Raw genomic sequence first — 20,839 nt, forward strand, 5'->3', positions numbered from 1 at the left:
ACAGAAGGACGTCACGTGCCCGGAATGTCCGCACGTGCCCTCGTCATCCAATATCCGCCCGTCGAGCGTCGGGGGCAATGTCAGTGCCCGGTGCCGCGCTCCTCGCGGATCCGGGCCACGGTGCCGGCGACCGCCTGCCGGACAGCCTCCGTCTCGGTGAGGAAGTGCCAGTAGTCGGGGTGCCGGCCCTCCAGCGCGGCGATCGCCCGCTCCAGCCGGGCCACCGACTCGTCCAGCGGACGCGCGTGCCGCGGGTCGGGCGTGTTGCGTCCCGCCATGGCCAGCCGCTGGGCGTCCCGGATCGCGAACCGGGTCCGGTCGATCTCCGCCTGCGGATCCTTCTGCACCGCGTTCAGCCTGCTCAGCCGATCGCCGGCGGCCGACACCGCCTCGTCCGTGGTGTTCAGCAGCGCCCGCACCGTGGACAGCAGCGCGGTGGCGTCCGGCCAGCGCTGCGCGTCCCGTGCGGCCTGCGCCTCGGCCAGCTTCGCCTCGGCCTGCCGGACGTTCTCCCCGGCCTGGTCGGGAACATGCTGCAGGTCCTGCCAGCAGGCCGCCGTGAACCTCCGGCGCAGCTCGCTGAGCACCGGATCCACCTGTCCGGAGCGGGTCGTGAGCGCCTGCGCGCGGGTGCGCAGCGAGACCAGCCGGTGGTCGATCTCGGCGGCCCGCTCCGGCAGCCGGCCGGCCTCCGCGCGGACCGCCTCCGCCTCCCGCGCGACCCGTTCGGCGCGCTCCAGGGTCTGCGGCACCCCGTGCCGGCCCGCGCCCTGGTTCAGCATCGTCAGCTCCGGCGCGAGCGCCGCCAGCCGGGCCGCCAGATCGTCCGCCCGCAGGCCGCTCCCCCGGGCCGCGTCCAGCGCGCCGGAGGCGGCCAGCAGCGCCTGCCGGGCCCGCTCCACGGCCGGCGCGAGCCGGGCCAGCTGCGTCTCGGCCTTGCCGAGCAGTGGCCCCAGTCCGGCGGCGAACCGGTCCAGCTCCTGCTTGACGCGGCCCAGTTCCTCCTTGGCGCGGGTCAGCCGGCGGCACGCCTGGGCGGCCGCCGACGCCTCCAGGTCGTCCCGGTCGAGATCGTGGGCGTCCACCGCGTCGATGTACTGGTGACTGGCCTCGTCGATACGGCTGCCGACGGCCTCGAAGTCGGAGACCGCGCGCCGGGCGGCCGGCGAGTCGTCCACCGCTTTGATGGTCTCGATCGAGATCCGCAGATCCCGCTGGGCGCTGTCCAGTTCGTAGAACGCGGCGGCCGCCGCGTCCTTCGCGGCCTGGGCCTCGGCGCGCTGTTCCTCCGACCGCCCGCCGAACCAGCGCCGGGTGCCGCCGCCGGCGAACGCCGCGGGCAGCGCCAGCGCGGCTGCCAGTGGGAGGGCGACGAGGATCAGGGAGTCCTGCAGCGCGGCCAGCGCGCGACGTGCAGCGCGCGGCGGCGACGGCGAGTACGGCCGTACTGGTGTCGCCGTCACATCCCTCTCCCGTGCTGTGATCCGCCCTGCCCGGTGTCATTCTCCCACCGGTTAAGGACGAACACACGGGCCGGTTAGTTCGCGTTCCGGACGGTGACTTTGCCGTCGGCGGTGCGTGCGCTCACCACATGGGCGCTGGCCTCGTCGCGCGGCACGGACACGTCCACCCCGCCGTCGTCGGTCTCGGTCGTCACGCGGTACGTGGCCGCGGGCAGCGCGATGGTCACCGAGCCGTCGTCGCTGACCGACTCCACCCGGTCCGGGACGCTGCTGAGGGTGAGGCGCACCGAGCCGTCCTGGGTGTGCGTGGTCACCGAGCGGGCGGCGACCTCGGCGCGGACCGAACCGTCGTCCGTGCGCAGGTCCAGCGGTCCCGTGGAGTCGGTGACGTGCACGGAACCGTCCTCGGCGTGCACGCTCAGCGCGTCCCGGAAACCGCGCGCCCGCACGCTGCCGTCGTCGTCCTCGACCTTCACGGCGACCCCGCGGGGCACCTCGATGCGGTGCTTGGCCGCGCAGTCGGCGACCACGCCGGAGCAGTGCATCCGCAGCGTCAGCCGGTCGTCCTTCATCGACCAGGTCACCTCGGGTTTCCCGCCGACGACGACCGAGCCCTCGAACCAGCGGGTGACGTCGACCTTGCCGGCCTCGGCGTCCTGTGACGCGACGATCTCGAGCGCCGAGTCGTCGGAGTCGATCGTGAGGGTGCTGCCCGAGATGCCGAACGTCCGGTGGTCGGGATGGTCGTCGTCCGCGGCGGAGGCGCCGCACGCGGTCACGCCTGCCGCGAGTGCCACGACGGCCCCGGCGGCGAGGACCGAGCGGGCGAAACGGGTGGTACGGACCATGGCGATCTCCCCCTGGGCTGCTTGACGATGCGCTTACGACGGTAGGCAGCCGCAGGCCCCGGGACGATCCGGCACACTCCCGGATCAGGGGTGGGGGTAACCCCCGATACGGGTTTGCGGGGCACGTGCCGCGGCCATGTAGGCTGTCGACTCGTCCTGGGTGCGTAGCTCAGGGGTAGAGCGCCTGCCTTACAAGCAGGATGTCGGCGGTTCGAAACCGTCCGCGCCCACACAGGTCAGAGGCCCCTTGCATGATCAGCAAGGGGCCTCTGTAGATCATTTAGGGGATATTCGGGAGATCAACTCCCGGGAGCCCTCACGCCACGCTCCGCAGCGCCGAGCGCCGGCCACGCTTCCACCGTTCCGCCAGACAGTCCAGCCGATGCCTGCGCATCTCCGGCGTGACGTGCTCGTACGTCCCCTCGATGTCCTTCGGCACCCACCCCATCGTTGCGAACCGTAGGGCCCGGTCCACGCGGTCCTCCTTCATCCACGTGTCGTGGGTGTGCCGTGCCCCCCGCATCGTGAAGCCGGGCAGGATCGGCTCCCACTCCTCCCGGCCGGCGTACCCCCGCTTCCGTGGGATCGCCTTCCGTCCGTCGGCAGCCGGCCGCAGGTGCCGCGAGGCGAAGTTGCCCCGGAGCCAGAACGTCCCCTTCGGCGTCGAGAACGGGTGCTCGTGCGGCCACGCCTCGATGTGGTCGGCCAGACGCTTCACGAGGAACTCAGGAACGTCGACCTCCCTCGCCGAATACTTGTTCTTCGGCGGCCCCAGGTACACCTCCAGGCGGCTCTTCGGAGGCTTCTTGCGGTTCGCCTTCCAGCCCTTCTCCCGGCACCTCTCCAGGCGCTTCTCCTCGGCCGTGTGCCAGGCCGCCAACCCCTCGTCGTCCAGCTCGATCGGGTCCTCGTGCAGAGCGCCGACCTTCGGGTCCACGCGGATGACGTGGCGGACGACGGTCCGGCCGTCGACGCGGTCCTCACGCTTCAGAAGGCAGTTGTCCTTGTGCAGCCCAGCCAGCTCGCCCCAGCGCAGGCCCAGGTAGCAGTCGGTCAACATCATCAAGCCCTGAACCCCGCCCATCCGCTGGTACATCGCATGGACCTCGTCCGGCTGCGCCCACACCTCCTCTTCGTCGTCAGGGGTGTGATCCGTCCCCACGAGGATGCGCCGGCCGAACAGCTTGTTCGTCGGGATGTACCCAGCGTCCTCCGCGCCCGAGAGGATGCTGGAGAGCAGGCTCCGCGCCTGAGCGACGGTGGCCGGGTCGTGCGCACCCTGAGGCTTCGAGACGCGGGTGGCCCAGGCCTGGACCGCGAAGACGTTGTTCACGTCCTTCAGCGGCGTGTACTCCCACTCGGGCATCAGGAGCTTGTCGAGGAGGTAGGCCCTGCTCGAATGAGTGCGAGGGCGCCGACGGTTGGCCGTCTTCCAGACCTCCACCCAGGCGCCGAACGGCATGGACAGCCTTGCCGGGTCGATCCAGGTTCCCGCCCGGATCGCGGCTTCCTGCTCGTCGCCCCACGCCTCCGCGGTCTTCTTCGTGGGGAAGCCGGACTCGGTCAGCCACGGCGGCTGGTGCCCTGGTGGTGCCTTGTACTTGCAGCGCCAGGTGAACTGGCTCGTCTTCTTCCCGTTGCGGACCTTGTAGACCTTCTCCGCATAGGCCATTGGTTACCCCCTGCTTGGAGTCCGGCTGGGGGTCAGATGGCCTCAGGCGCGCCGTAGCGCGCGGGCTGGCGCTCCCAGTCCGGTGAACGTTCGGACTGATGGCGGGTGATCGCGTCGGCGGCCCTCTGTGTGATCAGGCCGTCGCGCACGACGTACCTGATGTAGGTGGCCCGGTCGTCGACGACGATCGCGCACCCGCGCTCCATGTCCGGGTCCAGCTCCATCCAGATGGGGATGCGCTGCCCTCTCGGTGCGTCTGTTGTGCGCGGCTTCCACCGCAGTGCTTGCTGTGTGAAGACCTGAGTGAACGCCTCAGCGCCTTCGTCTGTGATGTCGTCCCAGTGGAAGTAGAAGACGCACGTGGCGCTGTCCTCTTCCGGGTTGATGTGATCTTTGATGTAAGGCGCGAACCAGGCGCCGTGAACTCGCTCCACTTCGATGGTCAAATGCATGCAGCACACCCCGATCCGCCGAGTGGTGCCCCCTCTCGGTGACGGTCCGTGCATGCAACCATACTCACGGCTGCAACGCGAGTGGTCTGCGTGAACTCCTCTAACTCTCTGCAACCTCGCCACGGTCTGACGAGATGCCCTGAAGGTGCCGACGCGCTTGTCTGTAGCGGGCCGCGATGCGTTCCACTTCCTCCGGCGTCGCGTCCTTCCTGCCCTGGAGTACGACGATGATCTGACCGTCGGATTCGTCGGGGCCGAGATTGAACACCTGGCTCTCGAGGACTTTGCCCGAGCGCAGCTCGTGCTCGACGAGCGGTGAAAGGCCGAGCCCTTGCGGCGCGGTGTTGCCGCCGGCTGCACCGTCTTCGGGGGTCATGGTCGGCTCGCCGCCGGCGAGGACCTGCCCGACGGAGCCGTCGGCCCACCCCAGCAGCCGCGCGTAGGCGCGCACCGTGGTGGGCGTGACCTGCGAGGCCTTCTCGCTTTCCATCTTCTGGATGGTGCTGCGGCCTACACCGAGAGCCTCGGCTGCCTCCGGCTGCGTGATCCGAGGGCGTTTCCGCAGGCGCGCTGCTTTGAGCTCTGCGCCGAGCCGTGCGAAGTCCTGGTCCATGCCCCCATGATGCCGCATCGGGTTGCACGCGGATAGCACGGATCCGGCGCATTGACCTGCGCACATTGAGTGCATTGTCCGCCCCTGGTTGCATCTCACGCCCCTTGCGAGCTGCCGCGCCACTCCATATTGCTTGGATTACGAGCAGAAGATGCATGAGAGTGCTTGCTTAGGTAGGCAGAGTGCGCTTAGATCGTCCACGTGAGACCCAACGGACAAGCAATTCGCGCCTTCCGTATCGCTCGGAATCTGAGCCTTCGCCAGGTAGAGAAGCAGACCGGCCTCAACCGAGGCTGGCTCTCCCGCCTGGAGCGTGGCCAGATCCAGACGACGGCAGACGACAAGGTCCGGCAGGTCGCCACGGTGCTCGACATCAGTCCTGACCTGCTGAAAGCCAAGGAGAAGAAGCCGTGACCAGGACGAAGGCCACGCGCAGGCACCAGTCCAAGCTCAAGCGCCTCCTCGCCGCCAGCGCCGCACAGCGCCTGGCCGTCGACGAAGGCTCCGAGTTCCGCCGGTGGACGCCGGAGGAGGTCGTCGAGAAGCAGCTGCTGCCCTACCGCAGCGTGCGCGTCCTGAAGCAGCGCTGCTACCGGCGCGAGATCCACCACCACCTCGACGGCGGCCGGATCACCTTCACCGCCGAGGACCTCCGCAAGGAGAACGAGCGCACGGCCGTCGAGCCGTTCGCGAAGCCGGCCTGACACCACGAGAGCCGCCCCGGATGCGACCCGGAACGGCTCCCTGCACAACACAAAACCCACCTGAGAGAAGGGATCTGGCTGTGTCTTCCCAGGCTAACGCCAAGATCAGCGCCACGGGAGGCCCCGTAACGGCCGCCCTGGTGGCCCAGGCAGCCGCGGGTGACCGCGACGCCTTCGCCACCCTCTACAACGAGTACCGGCCGGACGTGTACCGCTACCTCAAGCGGCGCACCCAGAACCACACGCTGGCCGAGGACCTCACCAGCGAGACGTTCATCCGCGCACTCCGCAACATCGGGACATTCGCCAGCCGCCCTGGCTCCGGCGGCGTCGGTGCCTGGCTGTGCGTCATCGCCCGCAACCTCCACACGGACCACTGCAAGGCGTCGCGCACTCGCCTGGAAGTGTCGACGCCCGCTCTGGCCGGCGCCGACGACCAGATGTCCTGGCTGGAGTCCCTGACTCCGACGGGCGAGTCCGCGGAGTCCGCGGTACTGCGACGGCTGGACGCCGCAGAGGCCGCCGCCATCGTGCGGGCCGCCATGGGCTCGCTCACCCCCTCCCAGCAGCAGGTCATCCAGATGCGATTCCTGGACGAACTGCCGCTGGCGGAGGCCACCGCCCGGCTCGGCCGCAAGACCAACGCGGTGAAGACGCTCACGGACCGAGCGAAGGCCGGCCTGCGAGCGGGCGTCCGCCGCAATCTCGCCTCCGAGGAGCTGGCCGCATGAACAAGAACCTCCCTCAGACCATGCAGGTCATCTGCGCGGCGATGGCCTCCAGCGGCAGCGACCCGGCCGCCATTGCTCACGCCCTCGACAGCGCGCGTCTCCTCGTCGACCCGGAGCGGTCGTTCGGCACGCTCCTGCACCGCACCCCCGGCGGCGGCTGGGCGCGCGAGCACCCGGAGCACCAGGAGCAGACCGAGCTGGAGCAGCAGGCACTGGCCTGGGACACCTCCTGCGAGCGGGCCCGCCAGGTAGCGGCCGTCATCGAGGGGCACATCGGTCAGCACCCCGAGTTCCAGAACCTCCAGTTGGACGGGGACCGCATCCTGGTCGCCCTGCACGTGACGGATCAGGCGCAGTGGGGCGGGTGGCGGCGCTACTTCGGCATCACGCACGACAAGGAGCAGCCGCTCCCGTACGCCGTGGCCGGGGACGGCTACCGCGATGGCGTCAGGGTCTCGGTCATCGCGTACGACCTGCCTCAGACCCGGGCGCGGGCCGCGCAGTCCGCGAAGCGTCCGTTCCAGCTGGACGGGATCGTGTACGACCTGGCCCGGCCGCAGCGCGACGGCCAGGGCGGCGTCTGGTACTTCCACGGCCAGCGGACGGCGGACGGCATGCCGCTGCTGGTGATGGACGGCCGGCCGGAGCGGTGCACGCTGGCCAACATCGTGCGGCAGGTCGGCCCGCTGACGGCCGTCACGACCGCCCCGTCGGCGCAGGCCACGCCCGTCACGACGGGTGCCGAAGGTGGTGAGACTGAATGACCGCCCAGCCGCTGAGTACGTACATCGAGACATCAAGCGTCCCACTGCTTTGCGATGACGCGGTGGAGCTCGCCCGCGAGACACTCGCGGAAGCTGCCTCCGCCGACATCCATGACCACAGCGCCATGGTGAACGCCGCGGTGAGTCTGGGCCTCCGGCTGTCCCGCCTGATCGAAGCGGTGCAAGTCGTCCAGGACGCGCCGAGGGCACAGAGCGAGCCGATTCGCGATGTCGAGACCGCCGTCCGTGAACTGGGTGCCCTCCCGGTCCCTGCCGGAAGCGAGCCGACGTTCTTCCGCCCGGGCCGGACGTACACCCAGAACCTCCCCTTCCGGGCGCCGGAAGACCGGCCTTCCTTCCAGTGTGTCGGCGTTGGCCGGCACCCCTCGAAGGACGGTGCACTGCGGGCCCTCGGGTTCGAGCAGCCCGGCGCGGGCCGACCGTGGGCATCCGCCGCCCAGCGCACGCAGGAGTGGGATGAGGGGTGGGTCGACCTCGGCCCGACGAAGCCCGACCGGCTGACGCAGGCCTTCGCACCCACTCAGGCCCTGCGCGAGGACGAGCCCGCCGAGGTGTTCGTGCCGCAGACCGAGCGGTCGTACTGGGTGAACATCGCCACCGCCCTGAACGCTGCGCACTCGGTCGGGATGCCGGTCGGTATCGACCTCGACGGCACTCTCACGGACCACAGCGCGTGGTCCGTGGTGTGGGACCGGTCCGTGGAGCGGTGGACAGTCGCCGGGTACGACACGGAGGTCGACCAGTGACCGCGTACACCACCGTCTTCAAGGCCCTCACCGCTGGCAGCGCTCTGCGCCCGGGCGAGGCCGCCCAGCTGCTCGCCGCACTCCGTCAGGAGACCGGCGAAGAGCTCGCGGACGCCATCGAGACGCAGCTCGACGGCAAGTTCCGCCGAACCGGGGACGACACCGACGCGAGCTTCCGTAAGAAGCGCGTGCGCTACGGCATCTCGATGCGCATCGTCAACGCCCTCCGCGCGCTCGCCAAGGCCCCCCACCTCTCCAACTTCCCGCACCAGCGCAACAACCGGAGCACGTCATGAGCACCTTCACCTTCGCGCCTGCCACCCGTGAGGCGGCCAAGGCCCGCATCGCTCTCCAGGGCCCCGGCGGGTCCGGCAAGACCAAGACCGCGCTCCGCATGGCCGAGGGCCTTGCGGCCGGCGGCCCCATCGGTGTCGTCGACACCGAGCGCGGTTCCGCCCTCAAGTACGCGCCGGTCCCGGGGCGTCCCGACATCGAGGCGCACGAATTCGCTCACCTGCCGATGGCGTTCTGCTCCCCGGAGAACCTCATCGCCGCGGTGAAGGCCGCCGAGGAAGCCCGCCTCGCCGTCCTGATCATCGACTCCTGGTCGCACTTCTGGGCGGGCAAGGGCGGGCTCCTCGCGCGAGTCGAGGAAGAGGGCAAGAAGATCAGCGGCGGGAAGTTCTCCGCCTGGGACCCGGTCAACAAGCTGGAGCAGGACATGCTGGACGCCCTGCTCGGCTTCCCCGGCCACGTCATCGTCACCATGCGGACGAAGAACGACTACGAGCTGAGCGGCGGGAAGGTCAAGAAGCTGGGCGTGAAGACCGTGCAGCGCGAGGGTGCCGAATACGAGGTCGACGTCGTGGTCGACATGGTCGACGGCACGGGCACCGTCACCAAGACCCGGTACACCGCCCTCGACGGCGCCTGCGTTCACCACCCCGGCGAGGACTTCGCCGAGGTGATCCTGGAGCAGCTCGGCCAGGGCGTGGACCCCGTCCAGGTCATCGTGGACGAACTGGTCGCCGACGGCCTGACGTATGACCGGGCCCTGGACCTCCACGGGCAGGCCAACAGCCGGCGTCTCCTCGGTGCCGACCTCCTGCACCCGAAGACCGGCGAGCCCGCGAAACTCGGGAACGTCATCAAGGAGTACGGGCAGGCCGTCAAGCCCGTCACGACGGGCGTCACGAACGCCCCGTCAACCCCGTCGGCACCGCCCGCCGGACAAAACCAGAGCGCCCCGGCGGCCACCCCGAGCAACGCCGGGCAGGAGCAGGGCCCGACGCCCGTCAGCGCCCCGCAGATGCGGATGATGCACGCCCTGTTCAACAAGCTCGACGTCAAAGGCCGAGACGACCGCCTCCATGCGACCTCGCTGATCATCGGCCGCCCCGTGGGCTCCGCGAACGAGCTGCTCATGGGCGAGGCGAAGGACCTCCTCGACACGCTCACCAACTACAGCGAGCGGGACAACGCCGCGGACGAGTTCGCCGCCATGGTCCAGGGCCTGGACGACGCGGCCCGCCAGCCCGTCGGCTGATCCACCACTGACCGCGGGCCCGCCCCGACCCCATGCGGGGCGGGCCCGCACCTTCCAGAGAGGAGGTGCACCCCAGTGGTGAACCCCACCCCAGAACAGGCCGACGCGGTCAACGCGTACGGCGACGGGCTGGACCTGGTCCTCCAGGCCGGCGCAGGCTGCGGCAAGTCGAGCACGCTCAAGATGATCGCGAAGTCGGACCGGCGGCGCCGCATGACGTACGTCGCGTACAACAGCGCGATCGCCGCCGACGCCCGCCGCAGCTTCCCGTCCAACGTGATGGCGAAGACGGGCCACGGCCTCGCCTTCGACCAGCGGTACGGCCAGCGGCTCAACCGGCCGCGCCAGACCGCGCACCAGGCCGCCCAGGCACTCGACATCCGCAAGATCCTCGGCATCGTGGGCGCGACCCCCTCGATCCTCACGGACCTCGGCGGCATGAAAGCCATGACGTCCAAGATCATCATGAGGATGGCGCTGGACACCGTAGAGCGGTTCTGCCACAGCGCCGACCCGGAGATCACCCAGAAGCATCTGCCGCACTTCGACGGACTGAAGAAGAACCGCGGCGAGGTCCTGAAGCTGGTCCTCCCGGTCGCCCGCGCAGCGTGGGAGGACCTGAAAGAGGACGAGAGCGTCCTCAACCTCAACCACGACCACTACCTGAAAATGTGGGCCCTCAGCCGGCCGACCATCCCGACGGACGTGGTCCTGCTCGACGAAGCCCAGGACACCAACGACGTTCTCTCCGCCGTGCTCTTGGACCAGGAGCACGCCCAGCGCATCGCCGTCGGCGACTCCGCCCAGCAGATCTACAGCTGGCGCGGCGCCAACGACGCCCTGCAGAAGTTCGTGAACGAGCTGGGCTGTCCCGAGCTCACGCTGTCGCAGTCCTTCCGGTTCGGCCCGGCCGTCGCGGCCCGCGCCAACGTCTGGCTCCGCCTGATCGGTGCCCCGCTCCGCCTCACCGGCTGGGAGGCCGCCGAGTCCACCGTCGGCCCACTCGACGCCCCGGACGCGATCCTGTGCCGTACCAACGCCGGCGCGATGGGGATTGTGATGGAGGCCTTGGCTGCGGGGCGGAAGGTCGCCCTGGTCGGAGGTGGCGGCGACATCAAGCGGCTCGCCTGGGCCGCCGAGGCCCTCCAGGGCGGACAGCCCACCGATCATCCCGAGCTGATGGGCTTCGCGTCCTGGGACGACGTCCGCCAGTACGCCACCGAGGAGGACGGCTCCCTCGAGGTTCTGGTGAAGCTCATCGATGAGCACGGGCCGGATCGGATCGTCGCGGCCGCCGACGGGCTGTGCTCGGAGCAGCAGGCCGAGTTGGTCGTGTCGACCGCGCACCGGTCGAAGGGCCGTGAGTGGCCGGCCGTCCGCATCCACGCGGACTTCCGGGCGCCGAAGCCCGACCAGAAGACTGGCCTGGTTGTCCTCTCGCGCGAGGAAGCCCGGCTCGCGTACGTCGCGGTGACCCGGGCGCGCGAGCAGCTCGACGACACCGCCCTCGCCTGGGTACGCGACGTGACAGCGGTGAGCGAATGACCGTGGAGTGGACCGGGCGTATGCGCGCTCGGGCGACGACGTACTGCTGGCGCGGCGGACACCGGGCTGACCACGTCCTCTACGAGATCCGCGATACGCAGGCCAACCGCAGCGGAACCGACCGCATGTGCTGCGCCTGCGGGAAACACACCTACGGTTGGGGCTGGGAGCATCAGTTCTGGCTGCGCGAAAGGCAGAAGGAACTGGTCCGGGCGATCCTGACGGCCCTCTGGCTTGCTGACCAGATCGTTCGGTCCGCTGGCCGCCCCGCTGAGCAGCTGAGCCTGTTCAAGGCGGTGAGCGGATGAAGCCCCGGCTCCGCGAAAGCGAGTTCGGCGTGCCGGTCGGTCGCCGGAGGGACTGGATCCCGGTCACCACTCTCGCCGTGCCCACCGTGTGGATGGCCACCGCCGACGGCCTGGTCTGTCTCGATCTGATCGCGGTGGAGCTTGCGGCGAACGGCCTGCGCAAGGGCTGGAAGCTCACGCCCGACGAGGCCCGGTTCACCGCTCGCTTCCTGCTCGACCGCAAGGTGCCGTACTCGGTCATCTCGCAGCGGGTGGGGGCGAGCACGGACACTCTGCGGTCCTGGTTTCCCGGCGAGATCGCTCCGGCGAGCGCGCAGCTGGCCCGTCCGCAGGCCCGGCCTCAGTGCGGGACTCGCCGAGGCACCCGGCGCGGCTACCGCTGGCACCGTGCACGGCTCGAAGTTCCGTGCACGGACTGCGCGGAGGGCAACAAGGCCGCCGAGCGCCACTACAAGGAGCACGGCACGTACATCGGTGCCCCGATCTGCACCGAGGCCGCCGCGTGACGGGCGTCGACGGCACCCGTCACGTACCCGCCGACGGCCGCGATTCGTTTGATCATGCCCGGCTTTCCGGCGCGAAGGAGTGGTGATGGAGACCAACCGCGAATGGGAACTCAGGGCCATCTGCCGTGGCTACGACCCGGAGATGTGGTTCTCCATCTCCAAGCCGCTGACGGCTGAGGCCAAGAGGCTCTGCACGCAGTCGTGCCCAGTCCGGGAGGAGTGCCTGGAGGCGATCCTCTCCCGGGAGGCGGAGACGGCGGAGACCTGCCGCGCTGGCATCGTGGCCGGCCTGACGGGCAGGCAGCGGGCGGCGCTCGACCGGGCCCGGCGTCGTGAGCAGGGCGCCGTGAAGAAGAAGCCGGCGAAGCCCAAGGGCGCGGGTCGGCCTCTGTCGCCGTGCGGCACGGAGGGCGGATATCAGCGGCACGTCCGCAAGAAGGAGCCGGTCGACCAGGCCTGCAAGGACGCGCACGCCCTGGCGCACCGCGAATACCGGCGCACCGGCTCCACCCGGGTTCCCGCAACCCGCTGACCGCCGGTGGCCCAGCGGATGAGACCGGCCGCTGGGCCACCGGCCACCACCCCTAGGGAGACATACACGTGGGCAGCCGCCTCTACGTCGAGGTGCTCGACTACGCACCGACGACGCTGACGCACCGGGAGAAGCTCGCTCTCTCGGTGCTGGCGGACGACGCCCGGGACAGCACGAGGATCACCTGGTCCTCGGTCGAGTCCTCGAAGATCCTCCGCCGTGCGCAGGTGTCGCGCCCTCAGATCTACGAAGTGATCAAGGCCCTCGTGAAGAAGGGCGTCCTCGAGAAGGTCTCGGCCGGCCAGAAGAACGGCACGGCCAAGTACCGGATCCTGCCCCTTCAGTGTCCGGAACTCGCAGACGCTGACGACGTCGCTCAGAGTCCGGATTCCCCGGACACTGACGAACTTCAGCGTCCGGAAACACCGGACCCTGGACCCGAACTTGAGTGTCCGGAATCCCCGGACACTGAACCGGCTCAGCATCCGGAAACTCCGGACACTGACGCTGAACCCCAGTGTCCGGAAAACCCGGACACTGACGAGTCTCAGTGTCCGGAAACACCGGACGTCAGTGTCCGGGAATCCCGGACGCCTACTCTCTCTCCTCTCTCTACAGGACCTCACTCTGTGGGGGACCCCTCGCCGTCGACTGGCCCTCAAGACGACGCACCAGACGAGGTCCTCGAGGGCGAGCCCGTCGACGACGCCGAGGCCGACAGCACCGACGCACCCGTCACCGCCCAGACGATCGTCGGCGAGTGGCTGGACCGCTGCGCCGACCGCCCGCCCTCCCGCGTCATCGGCCAGCTCTCCCGAGAGATCCGCGTCCTCCTCGAGGAAGACCGCATCCACCCGGACTGGATCCGCCGCGGCATCGCCCGCTGGATGCAGAAGAACCTCCACCCCGCCACCCTCGCCAGCGTCGTCCACGAGGTCATGAACACCACCGGCCCGGGCGCCCCCGCCAACGCTCAGTCCGCCGGCGAAACCGTCTTCGACCGCGCCCGGGCCCGCGCCGCCGCCCGCGCCGCAGCACGCCAGGAAGGACAGACCCAGTGACCGAAGAAGAAGCCGTCCAGATCGCCGAGTACGTCGCCGCGGCCTGCCCCGTCCAGAAGTTCGGCGAGTACACCCCCGACGTCTGGGGCGAGATCCTCGCCCCGTACGCCGTCGACGAGGCCCGCGCCGCCGTCATCGCCGTCGCCCGCCGCCAGCCCTTCGTGTCCCCGGCCGAGATCGTCACCGAGATCAAAGCCCGACGTGCCGAACGCATCGAGGTGGCGAACATCGTCTACGACGGTGACCCCCTCGAGACTGGCGCCGCATCCGCCGCCGCCCTCCGTGAGATCATCCGAGCCGCTGGAGACGGCCTCACGGGCCCCCGCAGCATCCGGGCGTCCCTCGGGGCCGGAGAACGGCCCGCGCTGCCCCCAGGCACTGATCATGGCCCGTACGAGGGTCGCGCAGCCGCGGCGCGCGCCGCCATCGGCAAGATGCCGCCCGGACGCGGAGGCTCCAGCGACCCGCGCGCCCGCGGCTGCCGCCGATGCGGAGCCGCCCCCGGCAGCAGCTGCACCACCGGCGGCCGCCGACGCCGAGACGTCCACCCCATCCGCCTGGAAGACACCCAGCGCGCGGCCGCCGGCCTGCCGCTGTCCGACCTCGACGCCGCCGAGGCCCGCATCAAGGCAGCCTCCGCCGCCGCCCTCACCCGCGACGACCACGACCAGGAGGCCGAGGCGTCATGACCGCCCTCCCGCAAGAGCGCAGGCCCTACCGGTTCGCCGCCATGGCCGTGCAGTGCACCTGGTGCCGCGCACGCATCGGCGAGCTCTGCACGAACCAGCGAGGCACACAGGACCGGCGCCGAGACGTGCACGCCGCACGACACGGCGACTGGGTCAGGGTCATGTCAACCCAGTGCCCTGAGCGCATCTGCCAAGCCCCCGCCGGACAGCCCTGCACCCTCACCCCCAACGCCCACCAAGCCCGCATCACCGCGGCCAACACCCCGACCACCACCACGCCATGAAGCCACTCCTCCCATGCCGAGACTGCCGCCGCCTCCTCCTCTGGACCATCACCGAGGCCGGGAAGCGCCTGGCGGTCGACCCCGACCCCGACCCCGCCGGCAACGCCGCCGTCTGGCGCGACGGAACCGGCACCTGGCGCTCCCGACGCCCCAGCGCGGACCTCCCCCTCACCGGCTGGGAGCGACTCCACATGCCGCACATCGCCACCTGCCCCGACCGCGTCCAGCAACTCGCCCTCCCCATGGGCGTGACCAGCCTCGACGCCCACCGCCGAAAGAGACGCCGATGAAAGTCGTCCGCTGCAGCTTCTGCCCCCAGCTCCTGCTCACGCCGGAGTCCCGGGCTCGCGGCTACGGCCCGATCTGCGGCCAGAAACGCGGCCTCATCCCGAAGCCGACACCCCGTCACCGGGCCCTGACGACACCCGTCAAGCCCGTCACGACGCCCACCGTCCACCCCGACCAGACGGCCATCCCCATCCAGCCCGAACTGCCGAAGGACCTCCTTCCGTGACCGGACCTGAGCACTACCGCGAGGCCGAACGCCTCCTCTCCGAGGCCAGTTTCACCAGCGTCACCGGCAATCCCGTGACCCGCCAGGGTCTCCCCAGGCGGCCCGAGGAGCGCGACGCCCTCACCGCCCGAGCCAGCGTCCACGCCACGCTCGCCCTGGCCGCCGCCACCGCCATGCAGGCCCCCGTCGACGGAGCCGAGCCCGGCATGAGCAGCCCCGAATACCAGGCCTGGTACGACGCCGCCGGCGTCAAGCCCACCACCGAGAAGTGACCGTGCACTACGACGGCCACCACACCGCCCCGCGGACTGCCCTCGAAGCCGCTCAGCGCCTCGTCGCGCTCGGCCACCACGTCCACATCATCGCCAGCAACGAATCCCGCTGCCTCAGCGGCCACTGCAAGGAGAACTGACCTTGTCTCTGCCCACCCTGACCGGCGTCGGCCGACTCACCAGCGACCCCGAACTCCGCTTCACCCAGTCCCAGAGGGCCGTCGCATCCGTGACGCTCGCCTTCAACTCCCGCCGCCTGAACAAGCAGACGAACGAATGGGAGGACGGAGACACCTTCTTCGTCCGCGGCACCGCATGGGAGCGCCTGGCGGAGAACGTCGCCGAGACCCTCGCCAAGGGCATGGAGGTCCTCGTCACCGGCGACCTCCGCACCGAACGCTGGGAGAAAGACGGCCAGAAGCACGAGCGGCCGGCACTCCTCATCCGCTCCATCGCGCCCAACCTGGCGTACGCCATCGCCGCCGTGTCCAAGGACGCCGCCGGCCAGCAGAACGGCCAGAGCAGCCAACGTGCCACCGGACGCCCCCAGCAGGGCCAGACCCAGCGCTCCCGCCCCGCCAGCCCGCCCGCCGACGACCCCTGGGCCGTCGACGCCGCCAAGGGCTACAGCGACGAACCGCCCTTCTAGGAGACCCAGATGAGAACCGTCTCCATCGTCATGAGCATCTTCGCCGCAGCACTGCTCACCAGCTGCGACGGCCCCAGATACGACTGTGAAGGCGCACCGCTGCGGCCCTCGCCCGTCGCCCAGGCCGCACCCGTGGCCCCCGACAAGCACCGGCCGCCCCGACCCACGCGGCCGGCCAGCAAGCCGCACCCGACCAAGCCCCAGCCCAAGTCGACGTGGAAGAAGCCGAAGTCCAAACCCGGCACGACGCCGACCCCCACACCCCACCACGACCTCGACGAATGCGACGACGACTGATGGCCGCCATCCTCCGCCTGCCTGGCGGCACTCGAGACGCCTCGGAAATCGTCGAAGCCCTCCTGGTCGCCGCCCAGGCCCGCGAGACCACCGCACCCGAACTCGCCACCCGCTGGCGCCGCATCGCCGACAACATCGGCGACGCCCTCGACACCCTCCCACCACCACGACAGGACACCGAATGAAGATCTACTACGACACCGAATTCATCGACGACGGCACCACCATCGACCTCATCAGCATCGGCATGGTCCGCGAAGACGGCGCCGAGCTGTACGCCGTCAGCAGCGAGTTCAACCAGACCGCCGTACGCCAGAACCCCTGGCTGCTGCAGAACGTCTGGTCATCGCTGCCCATCCGCAAGAACCCGCCCGGCATGCGAGGCATCGACAAACTCGACAACGACCACCCCGACGTCCGCCCCCGAACACAGATCGCCCGCCTCGTCGCCGACTTCATCCTCGACACCCCCGACCCCCAGCTCTGGGCGTACTACTCCGCGTACGACCACGTCGCCCTCGCCCAACTCTGGGGCCCCATGATCAACCTCCCGGCCGGCATCCCCATGCAGTCCGACGACATCGTCACCGCCGCCAAGCTCGCCGGACTCACCCCCGACGACCTCCCCAAGCAGGCCGACGGCCACCACAACGCCCTCGCAGACGCCCGTCACAACCGAGTCATGGCCGAGCACATCGACAGCGTCATCAACCGCTGACCCACACCCACCGAGGACAGGGACCCCACGCAGGGACCCACCTCCGGCCACCACACCGGAGTAATCATGTCCACAACAACAAAGCACCGCCGCAGGAACCAGGACCCGGAACCGGTTCGCCCCCGGTTCGCGCGCCTGTTCCGCCGCCGCACCCCCTCCGCATCGGCCTTCGCCCCTACGCCCCCGCGGACCGACGGCGAGCACATCCTCCGCCTCACCCAGGACCTGAACGCCGCCCTGGCCGAGGCCGCGCAGTGGAAGCGCCACGCTGACTCGTTCGAGCAGGATCGCGAGAGCGCCGTCGAGGCCCTCCTCGGCTGCATCGCTCAGCGCGACGGAGCGTACAGCGAGCGCGCAAAGCTCCTCGCCTGGATCACCGCACTGCACCCGGCGACCTCCGTGATCACCCAGTCGCCCGACGCAGACGAGGTCGGCTGGCAGTTGCTCTACCTCGTCGCCGGCGGCTGGCAGATGTCCTGGCACATCCACCCCCGCGACGCCGACCTCTTCAAGCACGTGACCGTGGTCGACGTGACCGATCCGAGGGCGCAGTGGGACGGGCACGGCACGGTCCAGAAGTACGAGCGGATCCGCGGGCACGTCCGGCTCCTGGCGCTCGACAACCTGGGCGCTGACGGGGCGTCGACGGCCGTCACCGCGGAGCAGCGCAGTGCCTGACACCTCCACGAAGACCGCGCCCCGGGCACTCCCCGAAGCCCGCCTGGCCGAGATCCGCGCGATGAAGTTCACAACCGGCCTGAACGCAGCGTTCGGCCACTTCGACACCGACGCCGAGCGCGACCTGTACCAGCTCGCCGCCACGTGCTGGAACGCGCTCCAGGACCTCCTCCGCGACCACGCCCACCTCACCAAGGCCAGCGCCGAGACCGCCGAGGCCCTCGCCCAGTGGGAAGGAAACCCCAACCCGTGACCAACATCGCCTTCGTGGACTGCGAGACCACCCACCTGTCCGCCGTGCTCGGCGAGGCCTGGGAGGTCGCCGTCATCCTCCGCGAACAAGACGGCGAGCGGACCACCGACACCGAGTGCGTCTGGCAGTTCGCCATCGACCGGACGACCGCCGACCCCGAAGCCCTGCGCATCGGCCGCTTCCACGAACGCCACCTCGTCGACCCCACCTGGGGAGCAGCATGGACCGGCCCCGGCCCGGTCATCCCCCTGAGCCGCGAGAGCGCCGTCGAAGCCATCGTCCGCGTCCTCTCCGGTGCCGTGCTCGTCGGCAGCAACCCCGGCTTCGACGAGCGGTTCCTCCGCAAGCTGGTCGGTCCTGGCGGCGCGCAGTGGCACTACCGGCCGTACGACATCGTCCAGCTCGCCGCCGCGAAGATCGGCGCGCAGGCGGCCGGCCCCCTGCCCTGGTCGTCGTACGTCATGTCCCGGGCGATCGGAGTCGAGCCGCCCACCGCCGAGTCCGCGCACACCGCGCTCGGCGACGCCCGCTGGGCCCGCGACGTCCACGACGCCGTGATGGTCCGGGAGAAGTTCCCCCTGTCCTTGGAAGGCCGCGCGCAGCACGCCATCGGCCTGTACACCCAGACCGCCGTCGAGCTGGAAGACGTCCGCCGGGAGCTGGCGCAGACGAAGGCCGCCCTCGCGGAGCAGAAGGCGAGTCACGATCCACGGCTCCGCTGCCTGATCATCAAGACCGCCCCCGACCGGGACCAATACGTGGGCTGGTCCAACATCTGCGAGATGCCGGCCGGAGTGTGGTCCCGGGAGGCCGCCCTGGAGTACGGCTTCCCGCCCTCCCGTCTGGACCGTGCGGACCAGACCGGCACCTCTTCGCACATCGACGACGGTGCGTGGGACGACCCGGGCTTCATCGCCGAGCAGCGCGGCTGGCTTCGCCGGGACCTGTTGGGCGACTACGCCGTCGAGTACCTCCTCGGCGACCGGGAGGCCGCGTACGCCCTGCTGGAGCCGCTCGACAGCGACCCGGGCGAAGCCCCTCCGAAGCCCGTCATGACGGGCGAGCAGCCGTGTACCTGCACCTTCAGCGACGCCTGCGACCAGTGCCCCGACGACGACCAGGACGACGACGAGCTCGAGGAGGGTGGCGACGCCGACGGCGACGTCTTCGAGCTGATCTCCGAGATCGCCGGACGCCTCACCGACGCGACCGACGGCGACGAGTACCACGCCGTCGGCCTCATCTCCGACCTCGCCAACAGCCGCAAGACCGTTGCCGACGCGCGCACCGCGCTCGCCGAGCTCACCTTCCGACACGTCTGACCGGACCGGCCGCCCGCGCGGAAGTCGCGGGCGGCCGGCACCCCACCATCCCACCCCAGGAGCAGCGATGGCCGGCCCGCCCTGCGGCAACAACCCCCGCCACCAGCTCACCCCCGGCGACACCGAGGCCGTCGCCGACTTCCGTGCCTACCTCGCCGCCCGCGCCCAGGAGCAGTACATGTCTATGAACGACCGTCCCGCCGCCCTCGACGGCCTGCTCGGCTACGTCGCCGACAGCCTCCCCGACGAGGGCGAAGCGACTGCCCGGGCCCGCGCCGCCCTCGCCCCGCTGGAGGCGAAGCTCCGCGAGCACAAGGCCCAGGAGCGCGCCGGGATCCGCTCAGCCACCCTCCGCGAAGCGATCGACGTCGCCCGCGAAGAAGGCAACCGCCTCGAAGAACTGGCCAGCATCGCGACGGCCCGGGGCGCCCGCTCCGTCGCCTACCTCCTCCGCAAGCTCCTGGTGAAGGAGCAGCCCCCGGTCGGCCAGCCCACGCCAGCCGAATCGACCAGCCTCGACCGCACCCCCCTTGCCCGCTCCGTCCGATACATCGTCCGTGGCGCTCCCGACGTGCCGGACGAGTACAACGCAACCCGCACCATCACCCCCACCGAGGTCACCTTCACCTATCCCGCCGTGCCCGACGCGCAGCTCGGCCGCGTCCACGCCTACGTCAAGGGCTGGTGGAAGCAGGACGGCGCCCGCGTTCACGCCGAGGCCGTCGGCCGGCACTTCACCGGCGACCTCGCCGACTGGCCGCAGTGGCTCGCGGCCGAGGCCCGCCGCCACGACCCGGCCGCGGCCGAGCGCGACGAGCAGGAAGCACAAGCCCACCTCGACCAACTCGCGGACCTTCGCCCGCCCATGGACCTGATCCGGGATGCCGCGAACTACCTGTCCGCCCTGCACGGCTCCGTCGGCCGGCACGACAACCTCGCCGCCAACCTCAACTGCGCCGGGTGCGAGCTCCTGGACCGGCTTCGGGCCGAGCAGCGCCGCCAGCCCCGGCCCGTCGACGGGGCGTCATGACGGGCGTCGTCGCGTACATCGTCCTCGTCGCCGTGATCACCGCCATCCTCTGCTGCCACCACGGCGCAGACGGCCGGGCCATCGGCCGAGCCACCCTCCGCATCCTCCGCCCACACAGGAGCCCCCGTTGACCGCCGCCGCCCGCTTCGCCGCCACCTACGCAGTCCTCACCGCCGCCCACGAAGTCGCCGACCACTGGATCCAGAGCGACGCCCAGGCCACGGTGAAGGGCAACCGCGACGCCAGCGGAGTCCGCGCCTGCGCTGCGCACGTCGCCACGTACACCGCGACCCAGGCCCTCGCCCTCGCCGCCGTCCAGCAGGCCACCGGCATGCGCCTGTCCTGGCGCCGGGCCGCCCTCGGCCTCGCCATCTCCGCCGCCACCCACTACGCCGCCGACCGGCAAGGCGGCCACTGGCGCGACGAACAGCCCCGCGGCGTCGTCCGGCTCGCCACCGTCACCGGCCACGCGGGCTGGCTCGCCCGAGACCCGAACGCCGGCTACCTGATGGACCAGGCCTGGCACAAGGGCTGGATCGGCGTCGCCGCCCTCATCGCTGCCACCGGACGCGAGACGCAGTGACCCCGCACCGCCGCACCGCCCGCGCCGTCATCCTCGGC

The 20,839-nt window shown here is 70.5% G+C and carries 32 protein-coding genes and 1 tRNA gene; 28 read left to right on the forward strand and 5 right to left on the reverse strand.

Annotation, left to right across the window (positions count from 1 at the left end; all coding sequences use genetic code 11):
• Positions 1-80: 80 nt before the first annotated feature.
• Positions 81-1,463, reverse strand: coding sequence for a hypothetical protein (locus ACN6LD_RS01090; protein WP_445042208.1), 1,383 nt, complete (start codon positions 1,461-1,463; stop codon positions 81-83).
• A gap of 74 nt (positions 1,464-1,537) precedes the next feature.
• Complete coding sequence (locus ACN6LD_RS01095; protein WP_319187622.1) at positions 1,538-2,311, reverse strand: DUF4097 family beta strand repeat-containing protein; 774 nt, start codon at positions 2,309-2,311, stop codon at positions 1,538-1,540.
• 158 nt (positions 2,312-2,469) lie between these two features.
• Here ACN6LD_RS01095 and ACN6LD_RS01100 point away from each other — a divergent pair.
• A tRNA-Val gene (locus ACN6LD_RS01100) sits at positions 2,470-2,541 on the forward strand.
• An 86-nt stretch (positions 2,542-2,627) separates the two neighbouring features.
• Here the strand turns inward: ACN6LD_RS01100 and ACN6LD_RS01105 are convergent.
• The 3 genes from ACN6LD_RS01105 to ACN6LD_RS01115 all read right to left on the reverse strand — a co-directional run bounded on the left by ACN6LD_RS01105 (position 2,628) and on the right by ACN6LD_RS01115 (position 5,048).
• Positions 2,628-3,983: a hypothetical protein gene (locus ACN6LD_RS01105; RefSeq protein WP_445042209.1), complete on the reverse strand. Its 1,356-nt coding sequence runs from the start codon at positions 3,981-3,983 to the stop codon at positions 2,628-2,630.
• Positions 3,984-4,015: 32 nt separating this feature from the next.
• Positions 4,016-4,435, reverse strand: coding sequence for a hypothetical protein (locus ACN6LD_RS01110; protein ID WP_445042210.1), 420 nt, complete (start codon positions 4,433-4,435; stop codon positions 4,016-4,018).
• Between the two features lie 100 nt (positions 4,436-4,535).
• Positions 4,536-5,048, reverse strand: a complete 513-nt coding sequence (locus tag ACN6LD_RS01115) for a helix-turn-helix domain-containing protein (protein WP_445042211.1) — start codon at positions 5,046-5,048, stop codon at positions 4,536-4,538.
• A gap of 201 nt (positions 5,049-5,249) precedes the next feature.
• Between ACN6LD_RS01115 and ACN6LD_RS01120 the strand changes: the two genes are divergently transcribed.
• The 27 genes from ACN6LD_RS01120 (at position 5,250) to ACN6LD_RS01250 (ending at position 20,801) form a co-directional block, all read left to right on the forward strand.
• A complete protein-coding gene (locus ACN6LD_RS01120) occupies positions 5,250-5,462 on the forward strand; it encodes a helix-turn-helix domain-containing protein (protein ID WP_445042212.1) in 213 nt (70 codons plus the stop codon).
• A complete protein-coding gene (locus ACN6LD_RS01125; protein ID WP_445042213.1) occupies positions 5,459-5,752 on the forward strand; it encodes a hypothetical protein in 294 nt (97 codons plus the stop codon). The genes ACN6LD_RS01120 and ACN6LD_RS01125 overlap by 4 nt, the downstream gene beginning before the upstream one ends.
• Before the next feature lie 80 nt (positions 5,753-5,832).
• On the forward strand, positions 5,833-6,483 hold the full coding sequence (locus tag ACN6LD_RS01130; RefSeq protein ID WP_445042214.1) for an RNA polymerase sigma factor: 651 nt from the start codon (positions 5,833-5,835) through the stop codon (positions 6,481-6,483).
• Entirely contained in the window at positions 6,480-7,247 is a 768-nt protein-coding gene (locus ACN6LD_RS01135; protein WP_445042215.1) for a BN159_2729 family protein, read from the forward strand. Before ACN6LD_RS01130 ends, ACN6LD_RS01135 begins: the two co-directional genes overlap by 4 nt.
• Entirely contained in the window at positions 7,244-8,014 is a 771-nt protein-coding gene (locus tag ACN6LD_RS01140; protein WP_445042216.1) for a hypothetical protein, read from the forward strand. Before ACN6LD_RS01135 ends, ACN6LD_RS01140 begins: the two co-directional genes overlap by 4 nt.
• Complete coding sequence (locus ACN6LD_RS01145; protein WP_445042217.1) at positions 8,011-8,310, forward strand: hypothetical protein; 300 nt, start codon at positions 8,011-8,013, stop codon at positions 8,308-8,310. Before ACN6LD_RS01140 ends, ACN6LD_RS01145 begins: the two co-directional genes overlap by 4 nt.
• Entirely contained in the window at positions 8,307-9,560 is a 1,254-nt protein-coding gene (locus ACN6LD_RS01150; RefSeq protein ID WP_445042218.1) for an AAA family ATPase, read from the forward strand. Before ACN6LD_RS01145 ends, ACN6LD_RS01150 begins: the two co-directional genes overlap by 4 nt.
• Positions 9,561-9,638: 78 nt before the next feature.
• Entirely contained in the window at positions 9,639-11,105 is a 1,467-nt protein-coding gene (locus ACN6LD_RS01155) for a UvrD-helicase domain-containing protein (protein ID WP_445042219.1), read from the forward strand.
• On the forward strand, positions 11,102-11,413 hold the full coding sequence (locus ACN6LD_RS01160; RefSeq protein ID WP_445042220.1) for a hypothetical protein: 312 nt from the start codon (positions 11,102-11,104) through the stop codon (positions 11,411-11,413). The genes ACN6LD_RS01155 and ACN6LD_RS01160 overlap by 4 nt, the downstream gene beginning before the upstream one ends.
• The gene (locus ACN6LD_RS01165) at positions 11,410-11,919 is read left to right on the forward strand and encodes a hypothetical protein (protein WP_445042221.1); all 510 of its coding nucleotides are present in this window, start codon (positions 11,410-11,412) and stop codon (positions 11,917-11,919) included. Before ACN6LD_RS01160 ends, ACN6LD_RS01165 begins: the two co-directional genes overlap by 4 nt.
• Positions 11,920-12,004: 85 nt before the next feature.
• On the forward strand, positions 12,005-12,451 hold the full coding sequence (locus ACN6LD_RS01170) for a WhiB family transcriptional regulator (RefSeq protein ID WP_445042222.1): 447 nt from the start codon (positions 12,005-12,007) through the stop codon (positions 12,449-12,451).
• Positions 12,452-13,080: 629 nt separating this feature from the next.
• Positions 13,081-13,512 carry a hypothetical protein gene (locus ACN6LD_RS01175; protein WP_445042223.1) on the forward strand — a complete coding sequence of 144 codons (432 nt, stop codon included), beginning with the start codon at positions 13,081-13,083 and terminating at the stop codon, positions 13,510-13,512.
• Positions 13,509-14,201: a hypothetical protein gene (locus ACN6LD_RS01180; RefSeq protein WP_445042224.1), complete on the forward strand. Its 693-nt coding sequence runs from the start codon at positions 13,509-13,511 to the stop codon at positions 14,199-14,201. Before ACN6LD_RS01175 ends, ACN6LD_RS01180 begins: the two co-directional genes overlap by 4 nt.
• On the forward strand, positions 14,198-14,485 hold the full coding sequence (locus tag ACN6LD_RS01185; protein WP_445042225.1) for a zinc finger domain-containing protein: 288 nt from the start codon (positions 14,198-14,200) through the stop codon (positions 14,483-14,485). Before ACN6LD_RS01180 ends, ACN6LD_RS01185 begins: the two co-directional genes overlap by 4 nt.
• Positions 14,482-14,775: a hypothetical protein gene (locus ACN6LD_RS01190; protein WP_445042226.1), complete on the forward strand. Its 294-nt coding sequence runs from the start codon at positions 14,482-14,484 to the stop codon at positions 14,773-14,775. The genes ACN6LD_RS01185 and ACN6LD_RS01190 overlap by 4 nt, the downstream gene beginning before the upstream one ends.
• Positions 14,772-14,999, forward strand: coding sequence for a DUF6011 domain-containing protein (locus ACN6LD_RS01195; protein WP_445042227.1), 228 nt, complete (start codon positions 14,772-14,774; stop codon positions 14,997-14,999). The genes ACN6LD_RS01190 and ACN6LD_RS01195 overlap by 4 nt, the downstream gene beginning before the upstream one ends.
• A complete protein-coding gene (locus ACN6LD_RS01200; RefSeq protein WP_445042228.1) occupies positions 14,996-15,271 on the forward strand; it encodes a hypothetical protein in 276 nt (91 codons plus the stop codon). The genes ACN6LD_RS01195 and ACN6LD_RS01200 overlap by 4 nt, the downstream gene beginning before the upstream one ends.
• Positions 15,268-15,411 (forward strand): hypothetical protein, encoded by a 144-nt coding sequence (locus ACN6LD_RS01205; RefSeq protein WP_445042229.1) that lies wholly within the window; start codon positions 15,268-15,270, stop codon positions 15,409-15,411. Before ACN6LD_RS01200 ends, ACN6LD_RS01205 begins: the two co-directional genes overlap by 4 nt.
• A 2-nt stretch (positions 15,412-15,413) precedes the next feature.
• On the forward strand, positions 15,414-15,920 hold the full coding sequence (ssb, locus tag ACN6LD_RS01210) for a single-stranded DNA-binding protein (protein WP_445042230.1): 507 nt from the start codon (positions 15,414-15,416) through the stop codon (positions 15,918-15,920).
• A 9-nt stretch (positions 15,921-15,929) separates the two neighbouring features.
• Positions 15,930-16,217: a hypothetical protein gene (locus ACN6LD_RS01215; protein ID WP_445042231.1), complete on the forward strand. Its 288-nt coding sequence runs from the start codon at positions 15,930-15,932 to the stop codon at positions 16,215-16,217.
• Positions 16,217-16,402: a hypothetical protein gene (locus ACN6LD_RS01220; RefSeq protein WP_445042232.1), complete on the forward strand. Its 186-nt coding sequence runs from the start codon at positions 16,217-16,219 to the stop codon at positions 16,400-16,402. The genes ACN6LD_RS01215 and ACN6LD_RS01220 overlap by 1 nt, the downstream gene beginning before the upstream one ends.
• Positions 16,399-16,935, forward strand: coding sequence for a 3'-5' exoribonuclease domain-containing protein (locus ACN6LD_RS01225; protein ID WP_445042233.1), 537 nt, complete (start codon positions 16,399-16,401; stop codon positions 16,933-16,935). The genes ACN6LD_RS01220 and ACN6LD_RS01225 overlap by 4 nt, the downstream gene beginning before the upstream one ends.
• A gap of 66 nt (positions 16,936-17,001) precedes the next feature.
• Entirely contained in the window at positions 17,002-17,613 is a 612-nt protein-coding gene (locus ACN6LD_RS01230; RefSeq protein ID WP_445042234.1) for a hypothetical protein, read from the forward strand.
• Positions 17,606-17,866, forward strand: coding sequence for a hypothetical protein (locus tag ACN6LD_RS01235; protein ID WP_445042235.1), 261 nt, complete (start codon positions 17,606-17,608; stop codon positions 17,864-17,866). Before ACN6LD_RS01230 ends, ACN6LD_RS01235 begins: the two co-directional genes overlap by 8 nt.
• Positions 17,863-19,188, forward strand: coding sequence for a hypothetical protein (locus ACN6LD_RS01240; protein WP_445042236.1), 1,326 nt, complete (start codon positions 17,863-17,865; stop codon positions 19,186-19,188). The genes ACN6LD_RS01235 and ACN6LD_RS01240 overlap by 4 nt, the downstream gene beginning before the upstream one ends.
• A 67-nt stretch (positions 19,189-19,255) precedes the next feature.
• Positions 19,256-20,218, forward strand: a complete 963-nt coding sequence (locus ACN6LD_RS01245) for a hypothetical protein (protein ID WP_445042237.1) — start codon at positions 19,256-19,258, stop codon at positions 20,216-20,218.
• Positions 20,219-20,345: 127 nt separating this feature from the next.
• On the forward strand, positions 20,346-20,801 hold the full coding sequence (locus ACN6LD_RS01250; protein WP_445042238.1) for a hypothetical protein: 456 nt from the start codon (positions 20,346-20,348) through the stop codon (positions 20,799-20,801).
• The last annotated feature ends 38 nt before the right edge of the window (positions 20,802-20,839 follow it).

This window comes from Streptomyces sp. SAS_272, from assembly GCF_052543235.1.